This is a genomic window from Kineococcus rubinsiae (genome assembly GCF_011839805.1).
In the GTDB taxonomy this organism is placed as follows: domain Bacteria; phylum Actinomycetota; class Actinomycetes; order Actinomycetales; family Kineococcaceae; genus Kineococcus; species Kineococcus rubinsiae.
On sequence record NZ_VWPY01000008.1, the window covers coordinates 38,675 to 60,788 of the forward strand.

Annotated in this window: 23 protein-coding genes and 1 riboswitch; of the genes, 10 read left to right on the plus strand and 13 right to left on the minus strand. The window is 74.5% G+C overall.

Annotated features, from left to right (window positions below):
• Nucleotides 1–64: 64 nt before the first annotated feature.
• Together F1544_RS06860 and F1544_RS06865 are read right to left on the minus strand one after the other, a co-directional pair.
• On the minus strand, nt 65–721 hold the full coding sequence (locus tag F1544_RS06860; RefSeq protein ID WP_167583598.1) for a response regulator: 657 nt from the start codon (nt 719–721) through the stop codon (nt 65–67).
• Nucleotides 709–1,962: a sensor histidine kinase gene (locus F1544_RS06865; protein WP_167583600.1), complete on the minus strand. Its 1,254-nt coding sequence runs from the start codon at nt 1,960–1,962 to the stop codon at nt 709–711. The genes F1544_RS06860 and F1544_RS06865 overlap by 13 nt, the downstream gene beginning before the upstream one ends.
• Before the next feature lie 155 nt (nt 1,963–2,117).
• Between F1544_RS06865 and F1544_RS26210 the strand changes: the two genes are divergently transcribed.
• Both F1544_RS26210 and F1544_RS06875 read left to right on the plus strand, forming a co-directional pair.
• Nucleotides 2,118–2,327: a hypothetical protein gene (locus tag F1544_RS26210; protein WP_167583602.1), complete on the plus strand. Its 210-nt coding sequence runs from the start codon at nt 2,118–2,120 to the stop codon at nt 2,325–2,327.
• 56 nt (nt 2,328–2,383) lie between these two features.
• Nucleotides 2,384–3,316 carry a nucleoside hydrolase gene (locus F1544_RS06875; protein ID WP_167583604.1) on the plus strand — a complete coding sequence of 311 codons (933 nt, stop codon included), beginning with the start codon at nt 2,384–2,386 and terminating at the stop codon, nt 3,314–3,316.
• Nucleotides 3,317–3,318: 2 nt separating this feature from the next.
• On the opposite strand, the gene F1544_RS06880 is transcribed toward F1544_RS06875, so the two are convergent.
• Nucleotides 3,319–3,957, minus strand: a complete 639-nt coding sequence (locus F1544_RS06880) for a TetR/AcrR family transcriptional regulator (RefSeq protein ID WP_208971416.1) — start codon at nt 3,955–3,957, stop codon at nt 3,319–3,321.
• Nucleotides 3,958–4,042: 85 nt separating this feature from the next.
• On the opposite strand from F1544_RS06880, the gene F1544_RS06885 reads away from it, so the two are divergent.
• Together F1544_RS06885 and F1544_RS06890 are read left to right on the plus strand one after the other, a co-directional pair.
• Nucleotides 4,043–4,957 carry a DMT family transporter gene (locus F1544_RS06885; RefSeq protein WP_167583608.1) on the plus strand — a complete coding sequence of 305 codons (915 nt, stop codon included), beginning with the start codon at nt 4,043–4,045 and terminating at the stop codon, nt 4,955–4,957.
• A 9-nt stretch (nt 4,958–4,966) separates the two neighbouring features.
• Nucleotides 4,967–5,617: an MOSC domain-containing protein gene (locus tag F1544_RS06890; protein ID WP_167583610.1), complete on the plus strand. Its 651-nt coding sequence runs from the start codon at nt 4,967–4,969 to the stop codon at nt 5,615–5,617.
• Between the two features lie 4 nt (nt 5,618–5,621).
• On the opposite strand, the gene F1544_RS25775 is transcribed toward F1544_RS06890, so the two are convergent.
• The 6 genes from F1544_RS25775 to F1544_RS06920 all read right to left on the minus strand — a co-directional run bounded on the left by F1544_RS25775 (nt 5,622) and on the right by F1544_RS06920 (nt 11,153).
• On the minus strand, nt 5,622–7,868 hold the full coding sequence (locus tag F1544_RS25775) for an ATP-binding cassette domain-containing protein (protein ID WP_167583612.1): 2,247 nt from the start codon (nt 7,866–7,868) through the stop codon (nt 5,622–5,624).
• 105 nt (nt 7,869–7,973) lie between these two features.
• A complete protein-coding gene (locus tag F1544_RS06900) occupies nt 7,974–8,717 on the minus strand; it encodes a zf-HC2 domain-containing protein (RefSeq protein WP_208971417.1) in 744 nt (247 codons plus the stop codon).
• Nucleotides 8,714–9,322 carry a sigma-70 family RNA polymerase sigma factor gene (locus F1544_RS06905; protein ID WP_167583614.1) on the minus strand — a complete coding sequence of 203 codons (609 nt, stop codon included), beginning with the start codon at nt 9,320–9,322 and terminating at the stop codon, nt 8,714–8,716. Before F1544_RS06905 ends, F1544_RS06900 begins: the two co-directional genes overlap by 4 nt.
• 126 nt (nt 9,323–9,448) lie before the next feature.
• Nucleotides 9,449–10,303 (minus strand): DUF4394 domain-containing protein, encoded by an 855-nt coding sequence (locus F1544_RS06910; protein ID WP_167583615.1) that lies wholly within the window; start codon nt 10,301–10,303, stop codon nt 9,449–9,451.
• 106 nt (nt 10,304–10,409) lie between these two features.
• Nucleotides 10,410–10,790, minus strand: coding sequence for a VOC family protein (locus tag F1544_RS06915; RefSeq protein ID WP_167583617.1), 381 nt, complete (start codon nt 10,788–10,790; stop codon nt 10,410–10,412).
• Nucleotides 10,791–10,793: 3 nt separating this feature from the next.
• Complete coding sequence (locus tag F1544_RS06920; RefSeq protein WP_167583747.1) at nt 10,794–11,153, minus strand: VOC family protein; 360 nt, start codon at nt 11,151–11,153, stop codon at nt 10,794–10,796.
• 127 nt (nt 11,154–11,280) lie between these two features.
• On the opposite strand from F1544_RS06920, the gene F1544_RS06925 reads away from it, so the two are divergent.
• The gene (locus F1544_RS06925) at nt 11,281–12,210 is read left to right on the plus strand and encodes a lysylphosphatidylglycerol synthase transmembrane domain-containing protein (protein WP_308469925.1); all 930 of its coding nucleotides are present in this window, start codon (nt 11,281–11,283) and stop codon (nt 12,208–12,210) included.
• A 33-nt stretch (nt 12,211–12,243) separates the two neighbouring features.
• Here the strand turns inward: F1544_RS06925 and F1544_RS06930 are convergent, their stop codons facing one another.
• The 3 genes from F1544_RS06930 to F1544_RS06940 form a co-directional block, all read right to left on the minus strand.
• Nucleotides 12,244–12,843: a methionine ABC transporter permease gene (locus tag F1544_RS06930; RefSeq protein WP_167583749.1), complete on the minus strand. Its 600-nt coding sequence runs from the start codon at nt 12,841–12,843 to the stop codon at nt 12,244–12,246.
• Nucleotides 12,844–12,904: 61 nt separating this feature from the next.
• Nucleotides 12,905–13,936: a methionine ABC transporter ATP-binding protein gene (locus F1544_RS06935; protein WP_167583622.1), complete on the minus strand. Its 1,032-nt coding sequence runs from the start codon at nt 13,934–13,936 to the stop codon at nt 12,905–12,907.
• A 1-nt stretch (nt 13,937) separates the two neighbouring features.
• On the minus strand, nt 13,938–14,882 hold the full coding sequence (locus F1544_RS06940) for a MetQ/NlpA family ABC transporter substrate-binding protein (protein WP_167583624.1): 945 nt from the start codon (nt 14,880–14,882) through the stop codon (nt 13,938–13,940).
• A gap of 40 nt (nt 14,883–14,922) precedes the next feature.
• Nucleotides 14,923–15,033, minus strand: a riboswitch (SAM riboswitch).
• A 128-nt stretch (nt 15,034–15,161) separates the two neighbouring features.
• Here F1544_RS06940 and F1544_RS06945 point away from each other — a divergent pair.
• Nucleotides 15,162–16,376, plus strand: coding sequence for a Bcr/CflA family efflux MFS transporter (locus F1544_RS06945; protein WP_167583626.1), 1,215 nt, complete (start codon nt 15,162–15,164; stop codon nt 16,374–16,376).
• Between the two features lies 1 nt (nt 16,377).
• Here F1544_RS06945 and F1544_RS06950 read toward each other — a convergent pair whose 3' ends face one another.
• Nucleotides 16,378–17,352 (minus strand): aldo/keto reductase, encoded by a 975-nt coding sequence (locus tag F1544_RS06950; protein ID WP_167583628.1) that lies wholly within the window; start codon nt 17,350–17,352, stop codon nt 16,378–16,380.
• A gap of 181 nt (nt 17,353–17,533) precedes the next feature.
• On the opposite strand from F1544_RS06950, the gene F1544_RS06955 reads away from it, so the two are divergent.
• The 4 genes from F1544_RS06955 to F1544_RS06970 all read left to right on the plus strand — a co-directional run bounded on the left by F1544_RS06955 (nt 17,534) and on the right by F1544_RS06970 (nt 22,054).
• Nucleotides 17,534–18,778, plus strand: a complete 1,245-nt coding sequence (locus tag F1544_RS06955; protein ID WP_167583630.1) for an ROK family transcriptional regulator — start codon at nt 17,534–17,536, stop codon at nt 18,776–18,778.
• A gap of 172 nt (nt 18,779–18,950) precedes the next feature.
• On the plus strand, nt 18,951–20,321 hold the full coding sequence (locus F1544_RS06960) for an ABC transporter substrate-binding protein (RefSeq protein ID WP_167583632.1): 1,371 nt from the start codon (nt 18,951–18,953) through the stop codon (nt 20,319–20,321).
• 25 nt (nt 20,322–20,346) lie between these two features.
• Nucleotides 20,347–21,273 (plus strand): carbohydrate ABC transporter permease, encoded by a 927-nt coding sequence (locus tag F1544_RS06965; protein WP_167583634.1) that lies wholly within the window; start codon nt 20,347–20,349, stop codon nt 21,271–21,273.
• Nucleotides 21,266–22,054, plus strand: coding sequence for a carbohydrate ABC transporter permease (locus F1544_RS06970; protein WP_167583636.1), 789 nt, complete (start codon nt 21,266–21,268; stop codon nt 22,052–22,054). Before F1544_RS06965 ends, F1544_RS06970 begins: the two co-directional genes overlap by 8 nt.
• The last annotated feature ends 60 nt before the right edge of the window (nt 22,055–22,114 follow it).

The following is a 22,114-nucleotide window of genomic DNA, read 5'->3' on the forward strand; positions in this document are numbered from 1 at the left end:
GGCCGTGGGCGGGTCAGTCACGCAGGCGGCAGGAACCCGGTGGTGCCTGCACCACCCGCCGTGGCTACCTGCCGTCGGCGGTCCGGAGCCAGCGCAGCACCGCGGCCACCCGGCGGTCGGCCTCGTCCGTGGGGGCGAGGTCGAGCTTCGCGAAGATGCTGCGGATGTGCTTGTGCACGGCGCCATCGGTGACGACGAGCCGTGCGGCGATGGCGGTGTTCCCGAGGCCCTCGGCCATGAGTTCCAGCACCTCGCGCTCCCGGGCCGACAACCGGTCCAGCCCCGCGTCCGGGCGGGTGCGCGTGAGCAGCTGCGCGACCACCTCGGGGTCGACGGCGGTGCCCCCAGCGGCGACGCGGTGCAGGGCGTCGAGGAACTCCCCGACGCGGCCCACCCGCTCCTTCAGCAGGTACCCCAGGCCGCGCGCGCCGCCCGCGAGCAGGTCCGTGGCGAACGCCTGCTCGACGTAGGCGGACAGCACCAGGACGGCCAGCTCCGGGCGGCGCCGGCGCCCCTCGACGGCGGCGCGGATCCCCTCGTCGGTGTGGGTGGGGGGCATCCGGACGTCGACGATGGCGACGTCGGGGCGGTGCTCGTCCAGCGCGGCCAGCAACCCCGCGGGTTCCCCGGCCGTGGCGACGACGTCGAGGCCCTCGGCGCGCAGCAGCAGGGTCAGCCCCTCGCGCAGCAGCGCGTCGTCCTCGCCGATCACGATCCGCACGGCAGCACCACCTCCAGTTCCGTCGGCCCGCCCGGCGGGCTGGTCAGGGTCAGCCTGCCGTCGTGCGCGCGCACGCGGTGCAGCACCCCGGCCAGCCCCGACCCGGCCGCGAGGTCCGCCCCGCCGCGGCCGTCGTCGGTGAGCCGCAGCAGGAGCTCGTCCCCGCGGCGGCGGACGGTGAGCCGGGCCGCGGACGCGCCGCTGTGCCGGGCGACGTTCGTGAGCCCCTCGGCGACGACGAAGTAGGCGGTCGCCTCCACCGAGGCGGGCAGCCGCCCCTCGACGTCGACCTCGACGGCGCAGGGCACGGGGCACGCGGCGGCCAGCCCGGTGACGGCGCCGGCAAGGCCGCGGTCCAGCAGCACCGGCGGCAGGATGGTGCGGACCACGGAGCGGAGCTCGGCCAGCGCCTGCTCCGTCGCGGTCTGGGCCCGTTCCAGGAGGTCGTCGGTGACGGCCGGGTCCCGGGTCAGCGACCGGCGGGCCGCACCGATGAGGACGCTCACCCCGACGAGGCGGTTCTGGGCGCCGTCGTGCAGGGACCGCTCGATGCGGCGCAGCTCCACGACGTGCGCGTCGAGGGCGGCGGCCCAGGTGGCGGTGAGCTCCGCGACCCGCAGGGAGAGGTCGGTGCCGGGCGGCGGGGCCAGCAGGCGCAGGCCCCAGGACGCCTGCGCGCGGGCCAGCGCGGGCGTCGCGCCGACGGTCAGCGCGGCCCAGCCGAGACCCAGCAGCGCGACGGCGCCCGCGTCGGCACCCGTGCGGACGGTCCACCACCAGGGCGACGCGTCGACGTCGGTGGGCACCCACCGCCACCAGAGAGGGAACGTGCTGTCCCGCACCGCGTACAGGGGCAGCAGCACCCCGACGAGGCCGGTGAGCAGGCCGAGACTCGCGTGCAGGACGACCCAGATCAGCTCCCGGCGCAGCACGGGGTCCGCGAGGGCCGCGCGCAGGGGAGTGGGCACCGCCCCGGCGGGCGGCAGACCGGGCCCGCCGCGGGCCAGCCGCAGCCGCTCCCGGTCGGCGAGGCGGCGCACGCTGCGCAGCGCCGCCGGTGCGAGGAGCAGACCCACCCCGACCACGCTGAGCACCGCGACCAGCAGCAGCCGCAGCAGCACCAGCAGCGCGGGGAACGCCGTCCCGAGGCCGCCGCCGAGCTGCCCGAGCGCCGCCCGCGTGGCGCGGGCCGTCCCGGCCGCGGCCCCCCGCAGGGCGTGCGGGGTCTCGGAGGCGGGCACGTCGCGACGGTACGAGGTCGCGCCGCCCGGCGTCTGCCGCGCGGGCGAGGAGTACAGCCTGCTGCACCCGCGCCGGGCAGTCCGCGGGATGTCCCGCCGCGCCCCGCCACCGGAGGCTGGGACCCGACACCGACCACCGACCCGAGGAGCTCCCCGTGACCGACACCCAGACCCCCGCCGACACCGTGACCACCACCGCCCTCACGACCCGCAGGTCGTGGCTGTGGGTCCTGCTCACCGTCGCCGTCGGCGTCAACGTCGTCGCCTCGGCGGGGGTCCTGCCCCTCGGCGTCGGCATCGCCGCCGGGCTCGTCACCCTCGCCTGCGCGACGCTCCTCGTCCTGGCGCGGGTCCGCCGCCGGTAGCGTGCGCGGGACCCGGCCCGACGACGGGCCGGGCTCGCCGAGCGGAGGAGCCCGTCGTGGAGCACGTGGTCCTGGACACCGACCTGGCGATGGGCGCCCCCGGCAGCGACATCGACGACGGGTTCGCCCTCGCGCTGGCGCTCGCGGACCCGGACGTCTCCCTCGACCTCGTCACCACCGTCAACGGCAACACCGACGTCGAGACCGCGACCCTCCTCACCCTGGAGCTGCTGCACCGCCTGGGGTCCCCGGACGTCCCCGTCCACCGCGGCGCGAGCCGCCCGCTGCTGCGGCCGCAGGCGCGCACCGGGTCGGTGCCGGCGGGGACGCCCGTGCGGGCACCGCGCGACGGCCACGCGGCCGTGGCGCTCGTCGACCACGTCCGCGCGCACCCCGGCGAGGTCACCCTCGTCGCGATCGGCCCGCTGACCAACGTGGCGCTCGCCGTCCGCCTGGACCCGGGGTTCGCGGGCCGGCTGAAGCGACTCGTGATCATGGGCGGCCGGTTCCTCAGCGCGCCCCACGACGCGGCCGTGCCGGGGGAGTGGAACGTCTGGAACGACCCCGAGGCCGCGCACGTCGTCCTCACCTCGGGGATCACCGCGGAGTGGGTCGGCCTCGACGTCACCGAGCAGGTGCGCCTGGACCTGCCGACGGCCCGGCGGATGGCGGTGGGCGACGAGCCGTTCCTGCAGTTCGCCGGCCGCTACACGGAGGCCTGGATCGAGCACGGCCGGTCCGAGGGCGGCGACGGCCTCTCCTGCGCGCTGCACGACCCCCTCGCGGTGGCCGCCGTCACGCGCCCCGGCCTGCTCACCTGGCGCGACGCCTGCGTCGTCGTCGAGACGGGCGACCGGCTGCGCGGCGTGGTGCTCGCGGACTTCCTCGAGGTGCCGGGGACGACCTCCGCGGTCAACGCCCGCGTCGCGGTGGCCGTCGACGCGGCGGGGTTCACCGAGCGCTTCACCGGCCTGCTCGGGGCCGGCTGAGGTCAGGCGGGGCCGGTCCCCCGCGCGGCCAGCGCGACGCGCACCCCGCGGCGCGCCTGCGCGGCGGCGGACGGGTCGGCGCCCGCGGTGAGGACCACGAGGGTGCCCTCGTAGAGCAGGTGGACGTGGGCGCCGAGGTCCGCGTCGCCCGTCAGGTCGTCGAAGAGGGCGCGCATCCAGGCCTTCTCCGCCCGCACGACCGCCACCGCCGGGTGGTCGGTGTCGCCGAGCTCGGCGTAGGCGTTGACGAACCCGCAGCCGCGCCGCTGACCGCCCATCCACGTCTGCAGCGCGTCGAAGACCAGCAGGACCCGGGTCTCCGCGGCCGCCGGTCCCTCGAGCGCGTCGGCCCCGCCGAGCCGCGCGAGCAGGTGCTCGCGCCAGCGGTGGGCGCGCTGCAGCAGGTACAGCGCCACGAGGGCGTCCTTCGAGCCGAACCGGTCGTAGAGGGTCTTCTTGGTCGTCCCGGCCGTCTCCGCGATGAGGTCGACGCCGACGGCGCGCACACCCCGCTCGTAGAACAGCGACCCCGCGGCGTCGAGCAGTCGCGCCCCCGCGGTGGTCAGCGGCGGCAGCGGCGCGAGCACGGGGCGCAGGGCCGCGGGCGTGGTGTCGTCGAGCGTCGTGAGGGTCCTCAGCACGGTGCCTCCTCGGTCGGGTGCACTGCGAGTATACCGACCGGTATGGTTACCTGCACGGGTGACCCCGACCCCGCGACCGTCCGCCGTGACCTCCCGCCTGCGCGGCGCCGCGCTGGTCGTCGTCTGGAGCTCCGGCTTCATCGGCGCCGAGCTCGGCGCCCGGCACGCCCCGCCCGCCACGCTGCTCGCCTGGCGCTGCCTGGTCACGGCGGTCGTGCTGCTGCCGTGGGCCGTCCGGGCCGCCGCCCGCCTGGACCGGCGGGAGTGGCTGCGCCAGGGCGTGCTCGCGCTGCTGTGCCAGTGCCTCTACCTCGGCGGGGTCTTCCTCGCCGCCGCCGCCGGGGTGCCCGCAGGGACCTCGGCCCTCGTCGCCGCCCTCCAGCCCGCGCTCGTGCTGGCCGTGGTCGTGCTGGTCGGGCGGCAGCGCTGGCGCCCCGCGCACCTCGCCGGGCTGGTCCTGGGGACGGCGGGGGTGGCGCTCACCGCCGCGGGCGACCTGCGCGCCGGGGTGGGCGTCGCGGCGCTCGCGCTGCCGCTGGTGGCGATGCTGTCGCTGACCGCCGGGACGCTGCTCCAGCGCCGGTGGTCCGGCGGCGCGCGCCCGGCCGTGCCTGTGCGGGAGACCCTCGCCGTCCAGGCCCTGTTCGCCGCCGGGTTCTTCACCGCCTCCGCGGCCGCCGCGGGCGAGCTCACCCCGCCGGCCACCGCGGGGTTCTGGGGCGCCGTGGCGTGGGCGGCCGCGGCCGGCGTCGGCAGCTACGGCCTGTACTACCTGACCACCGCGAAGGACGGCCCGACCCGCGCCAGCACCCTGCTGTACCTGACCCCCGGCGCCACGGCCCTGTGGGCCGCCGCGATGTTCGGCCAGCCGCTGCGCGCCACCACCGTCCTCGGGCTGCTGGTCAGCGCGTCCGCCGTGCTGCTCCTGCGCGCGGCGCCCGGCGCGCCCGACCGGCGCGCGGCCGGAAACCCCCTGTCCGCGCCGCGGGTGCCTGCCTAGGGTGACGAGGTGCCCAGCATCCTCAGCGTCAACGTCGGCGAGCGGCGGCCCATCGCCGCGAAGTCCGGGACCAGCGGGATCGACAAGCGCCCTGTCGTCGGTCCGGTCGCGGTGCGGGCGCCCGGGCCCAAGGGCACGGGGGGCAGCGGTCTGGTGGGCGACCACATCAGCGACACCGCCAACCACGGCGGCGACGACCAGGCCGTCTACGCCTACGCCCGCGAGGACCTCGACGCGTGGGAGGACGAGCTCGGGCGCCCGCTCGCCAACGGCACGTTCGGCGAGAACCTCACGACCGCCGGCCTCGAGGTCACCCGCGCCGTCATCGGCGAGCGGTGGGCGGTGGGCGACGTCGTCCTGCAGGTCTCCTGCCCGCGCATCCCCTGCGTCACGTTCGCGGTGTGGCTGGGGGAGCAGCGCTGGGTGCCGCGGTTCACCCGGGCCCGCGTGCCGGGTGCGTACCTGCGCGTCCTCGTGCCGGGAACCCTGGTGGCCGGGGCCGACGTCAGGGTCCTCGACGTCCCCGCGCACGGCGTGACGGTCGCGACGGCGTTCGCCGCGTTCACCACGGAACCCGGGCTGCTGCCGCTGCTTCGGGACGTCCCGGAACTCCCGCGCGAGGACTCCGAGGCGATCGCCCAGCGCCTCGCCCGCCGCTGAGGAGCTACCCCGCGAGGTGCTCGCGCAGGCACGTCCCCGTCGTGGTGGCCGCCGCCGCGAGCTCCCGGGGGGTTCCCTCGAACACGACGTCCCCGCCGTCGGTGCCCGCGCCGGGCCCGAGGTCGACGACCCAGTCGGCCTGGCTCACGAGGTCGAGGTGGTGCTCCACGACGACGACCGTGCTGCCCCCGTCGACGAGCCGGTCGAGCAGCCCGACGAGGACCTCGACGTCGCCGAGGTGCAGCCCCGTCGTCGGCTCGTCGAGCAGGTAGACGCCCCCGGGGGTGCCGAGCTCCATGGCCAGCTTCAGCCGCTGGCGCTCCCCGCCCGACAGGGTGCTCAGGGTCTGACCCAGGCCGAGGTAGCCGAGGCCGACGTCGACCATCGCGTCCAGCGTGCGGCGCACCGGCTTCTCCGTGAAGTGCTCCGCGGCCTGCGCGGCCGACAGCCCCAGGACCTCGGCGATGTTTCTGCCGCGCAGCGTGTGGGTCAGCACCTCGTCCTGGTAGCGGCTGCCCTCGCACGACTCGCAGACCGTGACGATCTGCTCCAGGAAACCCACGTCGGTGTAGATGCTGCCGAGGCCGTTGCACGTCGGGCAGGCGCCCGCCGAGTTCGCGCTGAACAGCGACGCCGGGACGCCGTTGGCCTTGGCGAAGGCCTTGCGGATCTCGTCCATCATCCCCGTGTACGTCGCGGTCATCGACCGGCGCGAACCACGCGCGAGGCTCTGGTCCACGACCAGCGCGCCCGGGCACGCGGCCGCCAGGGCGCCCAGCACGAGGGAGCTCTTGCCCGAGCCGGCGATCCCCGTGACGGCGGTGAGCACGCCCGTCGGGACGTCGACGTCCACGGCCCGCAGGTTGTGCAGCGACGCGCCGCGCACCGCGATGCTGCCGGTCCGCTCCCGCACCCGCTCGCGCAGCGCGGGCCGCTGCGCCAGGCGCCGGCCCGTGCGCGTGTCGGCCGCGCGCAGGCCCGCGAACGTCCCCTCGAACACGACCTCGCCGCCCGCCGCGCCGGCCCCCGGGCCCATGTCCACGACGTGGTCCGCGATGCTCATCAGCAGGGGCTTGTGCTCCACGACGAGGACGGTGTTCCCCTTGTCCCGCAGGCGCCGCAGCATCGTGGTGAGCGGGCCGAGGTCGTGCGGGTGCAGGCCGACGGAGGGTTCGTCGAACACGTAGGTGAGGTCGGTGAGCGCGGACCCCAGGTGCCGCACCATCTTCACGCGCTGCGCCTCGCCGCCGGACAGGCTGGGGCTGGAGCGGTCGAGGGACAGGTAGCCGAGGCCGATGAACACGAGGTCGCCGAGGCGGGCCCGCAGCGCCGTGAGCAGCGGGGCCAGCGCCGGGGCGTCGAGGCCGTCGAGGAACGCCAGCAGGTCGGTCACCTGCATGGCGGTGCACTCGGCGATGTTGCGGCCCGCCACGCGGCAGCGCAGGACGGTCGCGCTGAAGCGGCTGCCGCCGCAGTCGGGGCAGGGCTGCGAGGTCACGACGCGGTCGACGACGCGCTGGACGTGCGGTTGCAGCGAGGCGTAGTCCTTGGCGAGGTGGGTGCGGCGGAACTTGTCGAGGAGGCCCTCGTAGGTGAGGGTCATCGTCGCGGTCTTCACCTTGGCAGTGGCGCCGCGCAGGAACGTCTCGCGCTCGGCCGGGGTGAACTCCCGCAGCGGCTTGTCGTTGTCGAAGAACCCCGACTCGGTGAAGATCTGGTGGTACCACTTGCCGGGCTGGTAGTCGGCCAGCTTGATGGCCCCGGCGTTCAGCGACAGGTCCCAGTCCACCAGCTCGTCCACGTCGATGTCGTCGACGCGGCCCTGCCCCTCGCAGCGCGGGCACATGCCCTCGGGCGAGGTGAACGACAGCTGCGAGGCGTGCGCGACGGCGGGTTCGCCCAGCCGCGCGAACACCAGCCGGAGCATGGTCTGCAGGTCCGTCACCGTGCCCACGGTGGAGCGGCTGTTCCCGCCCATCCGCTCCTGGCCCACGACGATCGCGGCGGAGAGGTTGCGCAGCGCGTCGGCGTCGGGCTGCGGGATGCTCGGCAGGAAGTTCTGCACGAACGCCGTGTGCGTCTCGTTCAGCAGCCGCTGCGACTCCGCGGCGATCGTGCCGAACACCAGCGACGACTTCCCCGAGCCCGACACCCCCGTGAACACCGTGATGGCGCCCTTGGGGATGTCCAGCGAGACGTCCTTGAGGTTGTTCTCCCGCGCCCCGCGGACCTCGATGTGCCGGCTGCCCACGGGTGCGCTCCCTGTGCTCGTGCGGTCAGGTGCTCGTGCGGTGGGGCGCGGCGGCCCCGGCGCACCAGCGTCGCCGCTGCCGCGCCGGCGGTCAACGCCCGCGGCTCAGCCCGCGCGCACCACGGGCAGCGGCAGGTCCAGCACCGTGCGGCCCGCGCTGTCGACGACCGTGAAGTCGACGGCGTCGGCCCGCAGCACGGCGGTCTGCAGGTTGCACGTCACGGCCTTCGCCCCCGTGCCGAGGAACTCCCCGGCGGGCAGCGACCGCCCGTCGGTGGTGCGCACGATCCCGCGGTAGGTCTGGCCGGCGCCGAAGCCAGCCGCGACCATCCGCACCTCCAGGCCCCACGTGTGCGGCACCACCGTGGCGGTGTCCGCGCTCACCGCGGGGTCCAGCGGGCGCAGCGGCAGCTGCTCGAACGCCACCGCCGGGGCGGGCGGCGGTGCGTCGTCGGGCAGGACCGCGATCGCGGTGACCACGGCCGCCACGGCGGCGGCGGCCACCGGCACCAGGACGGCCCGCAGCCGGCCGCGGCGCACCGCGCGCCGGTCGCGGTGCTCGCGCAGCACCGCCTCCGCTGCGACGGCCCGGGCGATCCGCACGCCCAGCTCGCGCGGCGGTGCGACGGGCCCGGGGGCCCGGTCGGGGTCGACGAGGCGCAGGTCGCCGGCCAGCGGGGCCAGCTCCTCCAGGTCCGCGCGGCAGCTCGCGCACCCGTCGAGGTGGGCGCGCAGCGCGACGGTCTCGGGCTCGCCGAGGGCGCCCAGCACGTGGGCGCCGAGCATCTCGCGCAGCTCGCGGTGGCTGAACCCCTGCGGGCGCGGACCGGTGCGGTCGTCGGCGTTCACGGCTCCACCCCCATCTCGTCCATCGCCACGCGCAGGGCCTTCAGCCCGTAGAACACCCGGCTGCGCAGCGTCCCCACCGGCAGGTCCATCTCGGCCGCGACCTCGGCGTACGGCCGGTCCTTGAGGTAGGTCTCGACGATCGCGGTCCGGTGCTCCCCGGACAGGCGGCGCAGCGCCTCCTCCACGATCCACCCGCGCAGCAGCCGCTCGCTCGGGTCGTCACCCGGGTGCGGGGACGCCGCCGCCGGGTCGTCGACGAGCGCCGCCTGCCAGGGCCGCACCTCCGCGGCCCGGACGTGGTCGATCATCGCGTTGCGGGCGATCGAGAACAGCCACGTGCGCAGGCTCCCCAGCGACGGGTCGAAGCGGTCACCCGCGCGCCACGCCCGCAGGAACGTCTCCTGCACGACGTCCTGCGCGCTGCCCGCGTCGCCCAGCGAGCGCAGGACGAACCGGTAGACCTCGGCCCCGTGGGCGTCGTAGGCGCGGGCGACGGCCTGCTCGTCGCGCAGCGCCTCGTCCACCGCGGTGGGCGCGTCGGGACGCGCGCGGGAGTGCCGGCCGGCCCGCAGCACCACGGCTGCTCCTCTCGCGTCATCGGTCATCGGTCGTCGGTCGTCGGTCGTCGGTCGATCATCGGTCCTCGCGCCCGCGGGGTGCGGCCCGGTCCTGTCCCCTCGCTCAGGACCGGGCCCTCCCCGCGGGCGTCGCCGCCCGCGGAGAGGGGTGGGTCAGCGCTGCAGCGGCAGGGCGATGTCCGTGACGTCCTGGGCGAACGCCCCGACGCGCTTCGCCTGCCCGGTGAGCAGCGACACCTCGTACAGGCCGCGCCCGCCCCCGACCGACAGGCTGGCGTACCCGGCGACGTCGACCGACTTCCCCTTCACCAGCGTCGAGCTGATGTCGAAGCCGGCGGGACCCGTGGCGTCGACGCCGAGGGAACCCGTGGCCGCGAGGGTGCCCGCGTTGGCCGGGGACTGGACGGCGACCGCGTCGGTGGCGGTGCTCAGCACGAACAGCGTCGTCGCCGTCGCCGCGTCGAGGTCGTTGTTCGTGTACGCCGCCCCGGTCACGCCCGCGGTGGTGCCCGCGGCCGGCGGGGTGCTCAGCGGGGTGTCCGCGACGGTGGCCGCGCCCGCGGTCGCGAACGGCTGGCGCAGGTTCTGGCCGGTGTCGCTGACGACGCGCAGCGCGTTGGCGGCCGGGTTGAAGTCCACGCCGAAGCTGGTGCCCTGCAGGGCGACGGTGAGGCGCTGGACGTAGGTGGCCTTCGCGGTGCGGGTGTCGAGCGTGTAGATCCCGCCGCGGTCGCCCACGCCGTAGAGCTTGCCGTCCTGCACGCGGACGTCGATCCCGACGAGGCGGGTGTCCTGCTGCAGGCCCGTGACGGTGCCGATCGGCCCGCTGCGGCGCGGGTCGCGGGTGCTGAACGTGACGAGCTGGGTGCCCCCCACGAGGCCGACCGCGCGGTGCGAGCTCGACGACGAGCCGCTCTCCTTCGCGGTGGGTCCGCTCGCGGCGGCGGGGGCCGCGGCGACCGCGGTGACGAGGGCGGCGACGGCGAGTGCGGTGACGGGCTTGCGCACGGTGTCCTCCAGGGTCGGTGGCCCAGCGTCCGTGCCGGGCTCGGTGGTGGGTACGCGGCCCGTCCCGCCCGCGTTCACCGCCGTCGCGGCCGGTCCCGGGCGCCCCTCAGCGGAGGAGGCAGAACTCGTTGCCCTCGGGGTCGCGCAGCTGCACCCAGCCCTCGTGCTCGCCCGCGACCGTCGCCCCGAGGGCGAGCAGCCGGGCCAGCTCGCGCGGGTGGTCGTCGGTGTCCAGGTCGAGGTGGACGCGGTTCTTCACGACCTTGCCCTCGGGGACCCGGGTGAAGAAGTACCGCGGCCCGCCGGCCGCGGACTCGACCAGGACGCTGGGGTCGTCCTCCGGGTCGTCGATCCCCCGGGCGGCGAGGCGGTCGAGCTCGGCGTCGTCGTAGGGGGCGACCCGGTAGCCGTCGAGCACCCCGGCCCAGAAGCGGGCCAGGGACGCGGGGTGCCGCGCGTCGACGACGACGTCGCGCAGGGAGGCCACGGCTCAGCGGTCCTCGCGGTGCTGCACCACGTTGAGCACGTTGCCGTCCGGGGCCCGGACGAGGAACCGGCGCACGCCCCACGGCTCGTCCTGCAGGGGGTGGACGATCTCGTAGCCGCGGCGCAGCGCCTCCTCGTGGGCGGCGTCCACGTCGTCGACCTTGACGGTCACGACCGGGTCCTCCGGCGCCGCCGCGTCGCGGGTGACGAGCTGGAGCCGCGCGCCGGTCTCCGCCGACGTGTACCGGGCCACCCAGCCGAGGTGGAACTCCTCGGTCCCCAGCCCGAGGTACCCCGCGTAGAAGTCCCGTGCCGCGTCGATGTCCGCGACGCGCAGGTCCGCGATGATCTCGACCACGCGCACGTGCACCGCCCCCTCGTGAGGGTCCTGGCCCCCGGGACGAGCCTGGCACCGCCCGCGGGGACCGTCCAGAGCGTCCCGGCCTCGTCCCGGCACCGCGCAGGCGGACGGTAGCGTCGGGCCCTTGACCGTGCGCTGGAGGACCGTGTGGCGCGTCGTGCTGGCCGTCGCCACCGTCGCGGCGGTCGTCGTCCTCGGCCGGCGCCTCGAGGCGGCGGACCTGGGCGACCGGCTGCGCTCGGCGCAGGGCTGGTGGGTGACCGCCGCGGTGCTCGCCTCCACGCTCCCCGTCCTGGGCAACGTCACCTCGCTGGTCGCGCTGACCCCCGGCCGGCTGCCCGTCGTGCGCACCGCGGCCGTGCAGCTCGCGACGTCCTTCGTGAACCTCGTGACCCCGGCGAGCGCGGGCGGGGTCGCGCTGAACATGCGCTACCTGCACCGCCGCGGGGTGCCCGTGGCCGCGGCCGTCACGACCGTCGGGGTCGTGCAGTCCTCGGCGGGGCTCGTGACGCTCGTCCTGGTCGCGGTCCTGCTGCTGACGTCCGGGCAGGTGCGGGAGATCGGCGGGCTCGTGCCGTGGCAGGTGCCCGTCGCCGTCGTGGCCGTGTTCGCGGTGGTCGCGGTCGTCGTCCGCTCCTGGGGAGGGGCGCGCGCCTGGCTGCGCCGCCGCGTCCTGGCCCCGCTGCGCGCGTCGTGGCCGCCGCTGCGGGCGACGCTCTCCTCCCCCGGGCGCCTGACGGCCGCGGTGCTGGGGCACCTGGTGACGACGCTGGGGTTCACGCTGACGCTGTGGTGCGCCGTGCACGCCTTCGGGGGTTCCGCACCGCTCGGCCTGCTCGTGCTCGTCGTCGTGGGGAGTTCCGCCGTGGCGGGCGCGGTGCCCGTCCCCGGGGGGATCGGGGCCGCGGAGGCGGCCCTCGTCGCGGGTCTCGTCACCGTCGGCGTGGACCCCACGACGGCGCTGTCGGCCGCGCTCCTGCACCGGCTCGTGACCTTCTGGGCGCGGGTGCCGCTCGGCTGGGTCCTGCTGCTCCTGCTGCGCCGCAGCGGCGACGTCTGACGGCGGCCCGGCCCCGCGGGGCCGGGCCGGGGGTCATCGGCGCAGGACGCCCCGGGCGATGCGGTTGCCCACGAGCTGACCCACCTGCACGATCACGATGATCGTCGCGACGCTGACGTAGACGATGCCGTAGTCGTAGCGCTGCGAGCCGTAGGTGATCGCGTAGTCGCCGAGCCCGCCGCCGCCGACGAGGCCGGCCTGCGCGGACATGTCGACGATGCCGACGAACACGAACGTGTAGCCGAGCACGAGCGGCCCGAGGCCCTCGGGGACGACGACCCCGAGGAGGATCCCCAGCCGCGAGGCCCCCGCGGCGCGGGCCGCCTCGACCACGCCCGGGTCCACCCCGACGAGGCTCTGCTCGACGATGCGCGAGACCGCGAACGCGGCGGCCAGCGCGATGGCGAACGTCACGGCGTTCGTGCCGACCGTGGTGCCGACGACCGCGAGCTGCAGCGGCGTCACGGCCGCCAGGAAGATGACGAACGGGATGGGCCGCACGACGTTCACGACCACGCCCAGGACGCCGAACACCACCCGGCTGCCCATGAGGTTGCCCGGCCGCGTCGCGTACAGGGCGATGCCGAGCGCCAGGCCCAGCACCCCCGAGACGACCATCGAGACCAGGGACATGAACAGGGTCTGCCCGATGGCGGTGCGGTACACGTCGACGGTGGCGAGGAAGCCCTCCACGTCAGACCTCCTCCTCGGTGCGGATCCCGTGCGCGCGCAGCGCCTGCAGCGCCGCGTCGACGGCGGCCGGCGAACCGGTCGTCTCGTAGGTGAGCGAGCCGATGCGCCGCTCGCGCAGCTCCGCGACGCCGCCGTGCACGAGCTCGGTGCGCACGCCGGCGTCGGCGAAGGCCGCGTCGATGCGCTGCTGCAGGCCGGGTTCGTCGGTGACGGACACCGAGACCAGGCGGCCGGGGTGGCGCCCGCGCAGCCGCCGCAGCGTCTCGGCGTCGGGGCGGTCGTGCAGGGCGCTGCGCACGAACCGCTTCGCCGCCGCGGTGCGCGGGGTGGAGAACACGTCGTACACGTCGCCGTGCTCGACGACCCGGCCCGCGTCCATGACGGCGACGCGGTCGGCGATCTGGCGCACGGCGTCCATCTCGTGGGTGATGACCATGACGGTGACGCCGAGCTCCCGGTTCACGCGCCGCAGCAGCGAGAGCACCTCGGCCGTGGTCTCCGGGTCGAGGGCGCTCGTCGCCTCGTCGGCCAGCAGCAGCGGCGGGTTCGTCGCGAGCGCGCGGGCGATGCCGACCCGCTGCTTCTGCCCGCCGGACAGCTGTTCCGGGTGCGCGTGCGCCCGGTCCAGCAGTCCGACGAAGTCGAGCAGCTCCGCGACGCGGGCGTCGCGCTCGGCCTTCGCGACACCCGCCACCTTCAGCGGGTAGGCGACGTTCCCGGCCACGGTGCGGGAGCGGAACAGGTTGAACTGCTGGAAGATCATGCCGATCTTCCGCCGGGCCAGGCGCAGGTCCCGCTCGGACAGCGTCGTGAGGTCCTGACCCGCCACCGTCACCGTGCCGGAGGTCGGCCGCTCGAGGGCGTTGACGAGCCGGACCAGCGTGGACTTGCCCGCGCCGGAGTAGCCGATGACCGCGAGGACCTCCCCCTCGGTCACGTCGAGGTCGACGTCGTCGACGGCCGTGACCGTCTTCGCGCCGGCCCGCACGTAGTGCTTGGTGACGGAACCGAGGCGGACGATGCTGTCCGCCACCTCAGCTGCCCGCCGCCGTGGCGTCCTTCTCCACGGTGGTGAGCTCCGACTGCAGCGCAGCGGCGTCGGTGGTGCTGAGGACGCCGTTCGGGTAGCTCTTGCGGAACTCCGCCTCGACGGCCGGGTCGTGGATCAGCTCGGCGAGCTTCAGGTACGTCGGGTCCGCGGCGTCGGCCTTGCGGGCGGCGAACACGTTGACGTACGGGGCGGCGGCCGGCCCGTTCGGGTCGTCGGAGAAGATCGTGTCGGAGGCCGGGAGCTTCGCGCTGGTGGCGTAGTTGTTGTTCACGACGGCCGCCGCGACGGAGCCGCTCTGCAGGGCGTTGGCGGTCTGCGACGCGTCGAGCGCCACCACCTCCACCTTCGCGTCGGTGACGTCCTGGGTCGTCGAGAACGCGGTCCCGCCGTCCTTCAGCGTCACGATCCCCGCGGCCTGCAGCACGAGCAGCGCGCGGGCCTGGTTGATGGCGTCGTTGGGGATGGCGACCTTCGCCCCGGCGGGCAGCGCCGCGGGGTCCTTCACCGTGGTCGAGTACAGCGGCAGCGGGTACACGGCCGTGGCGCCGATGGGCTGGAGGTCGTCGCCCGAGGTGACGTTGTAGTTCGCCAGGTACTGCACGTGCTGGAACTGGTTCAGGTCCAGCTCGCCCTGCTTCAGGGCCGGGTTCGGCAGGCTGTAGTCGGAGAAGTTCACGAGCTCGACGTCCACGCCGAGCTCCTTCTGGGCCAGGTCGACGTAGGTCGTCCAGTACGGCTCCGCCTTGTCGGTCACGCCGATCTTGACGGTGCGGGTGGACGCCGCGGTCGCGGTCGAGTCGTCGCCCGTGGTGCGCCACACGACGGCGGCGACGGCCACGACGACGACGGCGACGAGCGCCGCGATGAGGAGGGGGAGGCGGTTGCGCCGCGGCTTGCTGGGCAGCGCAGGGGGGGTGGGGCTGGACAAGGTGGTCCTCCGGGTGGGGCAGGCCGGGACGGGTCCCGGTCACTCACGCTTGTGGGACGGGTTCGTCCCACCGGGCTTTCACCTGGAGCACCCCGCCGCGGGGGAGGGTTGCTGGTCAGCAAGCCAGGGCTTGACGCTGACGCTCGATGCCGGGGTCGAGGATACAGGCTGCGGGGCCCCGGGCCGAACCCCGGCGGGGCACCCCGACCGCCCCCACTACGGTGGCCGCAGCCGCTCCGTGCCGGAGGCGTGGCCCCACGTGAGGACGACGGAGCAGCCGTGACGCGCCGCAGTGCCCGGCCGGGAACGCCGTCGATCCTGGCGCTGGTCCTCGTCACGGGGACCTCCGCCCTGTCGACCGACACGTACATCGCGGCGCTGCCCGCGATGCGGGAGTCGTTCTCCACCTCGGACGCCGCCGTGCAGCTGACGCTGACGGCCTGCATCGGCGGGCTGGCCCTCGGGCAGCTGCTGATCGGCCCCGTGAGCGACTCGCGGGGACGCCGGCGGATCGTCCTCGCTGCCACCCTCACCTTCACGGTGATGTCCGTGCTCTGCGCGCTCGCGGACTCGATCGCGGTGATGCTCGCCGCCCGGGTGGCGCAGGGGATGGCCGCCGGCGCGGCCGCGGCGGTCGGGCGCGCGTGCGTGACGGACACCCGCGAGGGCCGGGCGGCCGCCGCGACGTTCGGGACGCTGACGGCGGTCAGCCTCATGGCCCCGGTCGTCGGGCCCGCGATCGGGGCGCTGCTGCTGCCGCTCGGGGGGTGGCGGACCGTCTTCTGGTTCCTCGCCGCCGTCGGCGTGCTCATGACCGCGGCGGCGGCCCTCGGCCTGCCGGAGACGCTGCCGCCCGAGCGGCGCCGCCCGGGGGGGCTGACGCAGCTGCTGGGGCGCTCCGCGGAGCTCGTCCGCGACCGCGCCTTCATCACGCCGGTCGCGGTGCAGTGCCTCGTGACGTGCGGGTTCTTCACCTACATCGGCGGGTCCTCGATCGTGCTCCAGGAGGACCTCGCGCTCACCCCCGGCACCTACGCCACCGTCTTCGCCACGAACGCCTCGACCATGATCGCCTCGAGCGTGCTGTTCCGCGTCCTCGTGGTGCGCCTCGGCCCGGAGCTGCTGCGCCGCTGGGCGTTCGGGATCCAGGCCACCGGGGTGTTCGCGCTGACGGCGATCGCGCTCGCGTGCACGCCGGGTCCGCCGCCGCTCGTGCTCGTGTGGGTGCCGCTGGCCGTCATGACCTTCGGCCTCGGCACCTACCTGCCGGCGAACTCCGCGATCGCCCAGCGCGAGGGCCGGCGCTACGCCGGGGCGGCCTCCGCGCTGAGCGGCGGGCTGCCCTTCCTGGCCGGCGCGCTCACGACACCGCTGACGGGCCTGCTGGGCGCGCAGACGGTGGTCGCCATGGCCGCGGGGATGGGCACCTTCTTCCTGCTCGCCGTCCTCGCGGCCGCGGCCGCCGCCCGGGCCGGGCGGCGACCGGCCGGGTGAGTCAGCGGCCCCCGCTCGCGGTGTCCAGCCAGAGCGCGGGGTCGGGGAGCAGCTCCTCCGCGCGCGCCCAGAACTCCTCCGGGACCGGGTTCGCGAGCGACGCGAGCAGCCGGGGGATGCGGTCGGGCTTCGAGAAGCCCACGACGGTGGTGTCGATGCGCTCGTCGCGCACCGAGCGCTGCACCGCGGCGTCGGCGAGCGCGATCCCGAACTCGTCGGCGAGGTCGTGCAGGGCGGCCGCCGCGGCGAGGACCTCCGCCCGCGCGGGTCGGAAGCCGTAGAGCGGCTGCGCGGTGCGGCTGGCGAGCAGCCCGCCGCCGAGCACCGCGGCGTTGACGACGCCGAGGCCCGCCGCGCGGGCGCGGTCGATGAGCGGGTCCGCGCCCCGGTCGAGCAGCGTCGCCCGGGAGTGCGTGAGCAGCACCTCGAACGCGCCGGTGTCGAGCAGCCGCTCGATGGTCGGCACGTGACCCGCGGCGATCCCCAGGTGCCCGATCACCCCCTCGTCGCGCAGCGCGACGAGGGCCTCGACCGCCCCGCCGGGCTGGTCGAAGCCCGCGTCCGGGTGGAACTCCGGGTCGTGCAGGTGGACCAGCGGGAGGTGGTCCATGCCGAGGCGCGCGCGGCTCTCCTCGACGGACGCGCGGACGCGCCGGCCGGAGAAGTCGCCGTCGGCGGCGTCCACCTTGGTCGCGATCAGCACGTCCCCGGCGCCCACCCGGCCCAGGGCGACGCCGATCCGCTCCTCGCTGCGGCCGTCGGAGTAGCCGTTGGCGGTGTCGATCATCGTGATCGGGCTGGCGAGGACCCCGAGCGCGACGGCGATGCCCTGCTCCTCGGGGGTGTCGTAGCCGAACAGCTCCGGCATCCCGCCGAGCGGTCCGCCGCCGGCCGACACGGCGGACACGCGCAGGCCCGTCGCGCCGAGGGTGCGCGTCCAGGACGCGGAGCCGGGGGTCACCTGCGGGTTCGTCATCGAGCCTCATCCGGGTCGGGGGAGCGGGTGCCCGGTCGGTCCCCGTGCGGTCCGGGGCGCTGCGAGCGGCCCGCGCGAACTTACCCCTACTCGCCTAAGGAAGTCACGACCCCGCCGCGTGCCGTGTAGATTTCGCCGCTCGCGGGCGGCGAGTCGCTCACGGACCGGGACGGGGGGCGGTGTGGCCGACACCTCTGACCCGCCGGGTGCGTCGGTCGTCACCCTGCGCGGCCGGTCGTCGGCGGAGACGCGCAGCGCCGTCCTGGACCTCATCCGCGCGAGCGGCAAGATCAGCCGGGTCGACCTCGCGCGGCGGTCCGCGCTCACCGAGCCCACCATCTCGAAGATCGTCAAGGAACTGCTGTCGGCGGGCCTGGTCGTCCACGCCGGGTACGCCGAGTCCACGGGCGGCAAGCGCCCGGTGCTGCTGAAGATGAACGACAGCGGCGTCTACGCGCTCGGGCTCACCCTCGACTACCACCGCTCCACGATCGTCGTCTGCGGGCCCGACGGCACCGAGCTGGCGCGCGTCTCCTCCGGGGGCACCGGGGTGGACGAGCCCCCCGTCGTGCTGGACCGCCTCGCCGGGGAGATCGACGCCCTGATGACGCGGGAGGGGATCGAGCGCTCCGCCGTCGTCGGGCTCGGCGTGGCCTCCGCCGGGCGGCGCGGGTTCCCCCAGGGGTGGAACGTCGACGCGTCCTTCTTCGGCTCGTGGGAGCCCTTCTCCGTCGAGGAGGAGCTGGCCGCGCGCACCGGGTACGCGGTGGTCCGCGAGAACGACGCCAACTGCGCGGCGCTGCGCGAGTTCTGGGTGAGCCCGGAGCCCCACCGCGACTTCGTGACGGTCTACGTGTCGCACGGCATCGGCGCCGGCATCGTCATCAACGGCGCGATCTACCGCGGGGTCTCGGGCAACGCCGGCGAGATCGGTCACATGGTCGCCGTCCCCGACGGCCGGCTCTGCTGGTGCGGTTCCCACGGCTGCCTGGAGACCGTGGCCAGCCCCCGCGCGATGGTGGAGCAGGTGCTGGCCGACCCCGCCCTGCGCGCGGCCGTGGGCGTCACCGCGCGGACGCCCATCCGCGAGGTGTTCCAGCGCCTGACGTCCGGGGCCGTGACCCGGGACGAGGGGGTCCGCGCCATGCTCGACCGGGCGGCCGGCTACTTCGCGTCCGCGGTCAGCGACCTCGTCAACACGCTCGACCTCGACCTCGTGGTCCTCGCGGGCCCGGGCCTCGCGGGGATGGAGGACGTCTTCCTGGAGGCGGCCCAGCACCGGGTGGCGACCACGGGGTTCATGCGCGAGCTGCACCCCATCACCGTGCGCCTCGCGTCGATCGGCTCGGAGACCGCAGCGCTCGGCGCGGCCTCCGTCGTGCTGCAGCGGCACCTCACGCCGCACCGCACCGGCCCGGTCACCTGATCGCGGGCCGCTCCCGGAGAGCGGTCTCCCACGCTCCTCGCGGGGACGTGCCCTGCCCGGAAGACTTAGTTTCGCAAGTATTGCTTTGTCGCCGGACGCGACCCTATGCTCCTCGCGACACAGCTTCGTGGACGAGGCCTCGCGGCCCTGCCCACCTGACGGACGGAAGACGATGACGTTTTCTCAGCACGTTCGGCGCGCCGCCTTCGCGGCACTCGCAGGCGGCACCCTCGTCGCCGGGACGCTCACCGCGTGCTCGGGTGGGCAGGAGGCCGCGAGCGACGGCGGGTCGGCCACCGCGGGAACCGTGAACTGGTGGAGCTGGACCCCGGACAACGACCTCGCGGGCCGTGAGATCGCGGCGTTCAACGAGGAGTACCCGGACATCGAGGTCGTCTACAAGAAGGTCCCGATCGACAACTACGCGGCCCTGCTGCGCCCGGCGCTCGCCTCCGACGACGGCCCGGACGTCTTCACGGTGAACGCGAGCGGGTCGTTCTCGGGAACGACCTTCGCCCCCTACGCCCTCGACCTCACGGAGGGGACGAAGAAGCTCCTCGGCGAGGACTGGCAGTCGAAGGTCTCGCCGATCGGCGTCAAGGCCTTCACCGTGAAGGGCCGGCTCGTCGCCTCCCAGTGGGCCAAGGTCGGCGCCGGGAACATGTGGATCAACCAGGAGGCGTTCGACCAGTACGGCGTCAAGGTCCCGACGAACCTCGCCGAGTGGCAGCAGGCGTGCGACACGTTCCGCGCCAACGGACTCGGCTGCTTCCGCGAGGGCATGGGCGGCACGTCCGGCTTCGTCATCGACACCCTCCACTCGATCATGGACAGCTACCAGCCCGGTCTGTGGAGCGACCTGCTGGCGGGCAAGGCGAAGTGGACCGACGCGGGGGTCGTGCAGTCGCTGCAGATCCTGCAGGACCTCACGACGTCGGGGATCCTCGACGAGGGGGCGACCGGCATCCAGCAGTACCCCGACGTCAACAACGACTTCCTCACCGGCAAGGTCCCCATGGTGCAGATGGGCACCTGGTACCAGCAGTACGCCTCCGTGGCGAGCCTGACGGCCGCGCTGGAGGGCGCCGGGGTGCCCGCGGACACGAAGAAGATCACCATCATGCCGATCCCGTTCCCGGACGTCGCCGGCAAGGGCAACCCTTCCACCCTGTTCACCGACCCCGACGCGGGCCAGGCCGTGAACGCCAAGTCGAAGGTGCGCAACGCGGCCGAGACGTTCGCGCTGTGGCTCGGCAACACCGAGAACGGTCAGCAGGTCGTGGCCAACAACCTCGACGAGTTCCCGACGCTGAACGGCGTCGACGTGCAGTTCGAGAAGGCCACCCTCGTCAACCCGGCCGTCCAGGAGCCCGCGCTCAAGGACCTCACCACGCAGCTGGCCTCGGCCACCGAGGCCCGCTCCTACGGCATCGGCGCGCAGCTCAGCGCGGCGATCGTCCAGGCGTGCCAGCAGGTGACGAGCGGCAAGAAGCCCGCCGACGTGGTGGACGCCGTCCAGGCGGCCGCGGCGACCGGCGAGTGACCACGCTCCCGGACGGAGGTCGAGGATGACCACGACCACCCACCGGCCCGGCGTGACGACGGGGACGTCGTCGCGCCGGCGCCTGCGGCGCCCCGCGGGTCTGCCCTGGATCCTGCCGGCCCTGGTGGTGTCGGTCGGGCTGCTCTACTACTGCATCTTCTACACGGCCTACCTCTCGACCCTCGACTGGGACGGGACCAGCCCGCTGAAGGACAGCGTCGGCGCGGGGAACTACGGGAAGATGCTGAGCGACCCGGTGTTCTGGGGCGCCCTGCGGCACACGCTCGTGTTCTTCGTCGTGTCGCTGGTCGTGCAGGTCGTGCTCGGCATCGTCTTCGCCTGCCTCCTGCACTCGCAGCTCTACCTGAAGACCTTCTACAAGGTGCTGATCTTCATCCCGGTGGTCCTGGCCACCGCGACGGTCGCCCCGGTGTTCCGGCAGATCTACGCGCCGGACGGCACGCTCAACGGGCTGCTCGGGGCGGTCGGGCTCGACGGCCTGCAGCAGACGTGGCTGTCGAACCCGACGATCGCCCTGCTGATCGTCATCTCCGTGCAGGTCTGGCAGTCGACGGGTGTCGTGTTCGTCCTCTACTTCGCCGCCATCGGCCAGATCGAGTCGGAGATCGTCGAGGCGGCCCGCCTCGACGGCGCCGGCAACCTCCGGATCATCGCCTCGATCGTCTGGCCGAGCGTGCGGGGCACGACCATCGCGATCACCATCCTGACCGCGATCGGATCGCTGAAGACCTTCGACATCCCCTTCCTGGTCACCTCGGGCGGACCGAGCTACGGGACGGAGTTCCTCGGCACGCAGATCTACCGCGTCAGCATCTCCTTCGCGCAGGTGGGCTACGGGGCGTCGCTGTCGATGGTGCTGCTCGTCCTCGCGCTCGCCGCGGCCGTGATCATCAACGTCAGAGGACGACGAGGGAGCGCGAACGATGTTTGAGACCAGGCGGATCCGCACCCGCGTCCTGCTGCAGGTCCTGCTGACGGTGCTGGTCGTCCCCTTCGTCTTCCCCCTGGTGGCGATGGTGCAGGGCTCGCTCAAGGGAGCCGGCTGGGCCAACTACGGCACGGTGCTGTCGCTGCCGCTGCTGCCGGGGTTCTTCCGCAACAGCGCGATCATCGCGGCGGCGGTGATCGCCATCGTGCTCGTCTGCACCATGACGGCGGCGTTCGGCTTCTCGAAGCTGCACATCAGGGGCAAGGAGTTCTTCTTCTGGCTGCTGCTCGCCTGCCTCACCCTCCCCGGGGTGGTGCTGCTCGCGCCGCTGTTCGCGACGGTCACGCGGGTCGGCGCGTACAACTCGATCTGGGCGGTCATCCTCCCGGTCGCCGCCCTGCAGATCCCGTTCACGACGCTGCTCGCCCGCAACTTCGTCGACGGGATCCCCAACGAGCTGCTCGAGGCGGCCCGCGTCGACGGGGCGAACACGGTGCGGACCTTCTGGTACGTCCTCGTGCCGCTGACCCGGCCGATCATGGCCGCGATCCTCGTCCTCGTCTTCATCAACTCGTGGAACGAGTTCCTGCTCGCCCTGCTCTTCCTGCAGACGCCGGACCACCAGACGATCACGCTGGTCCCGCAGTACTTCGTCGGCCAGTACAACAACGACCAGACGAAGGTCCTCGCGGCGGCCGTCCTGACCGCCCTGCCGGTCGTCATCGCCTACATCGCCCTGCAGCGGTACTTCGAGCGCGGCCTCGCGGCCGGTGCGCTCAAGTAGCCGCGCACCCACCCCCACCGCGCCACCTCCACCGCTGCACCCCCACCGACGAAGGAACCC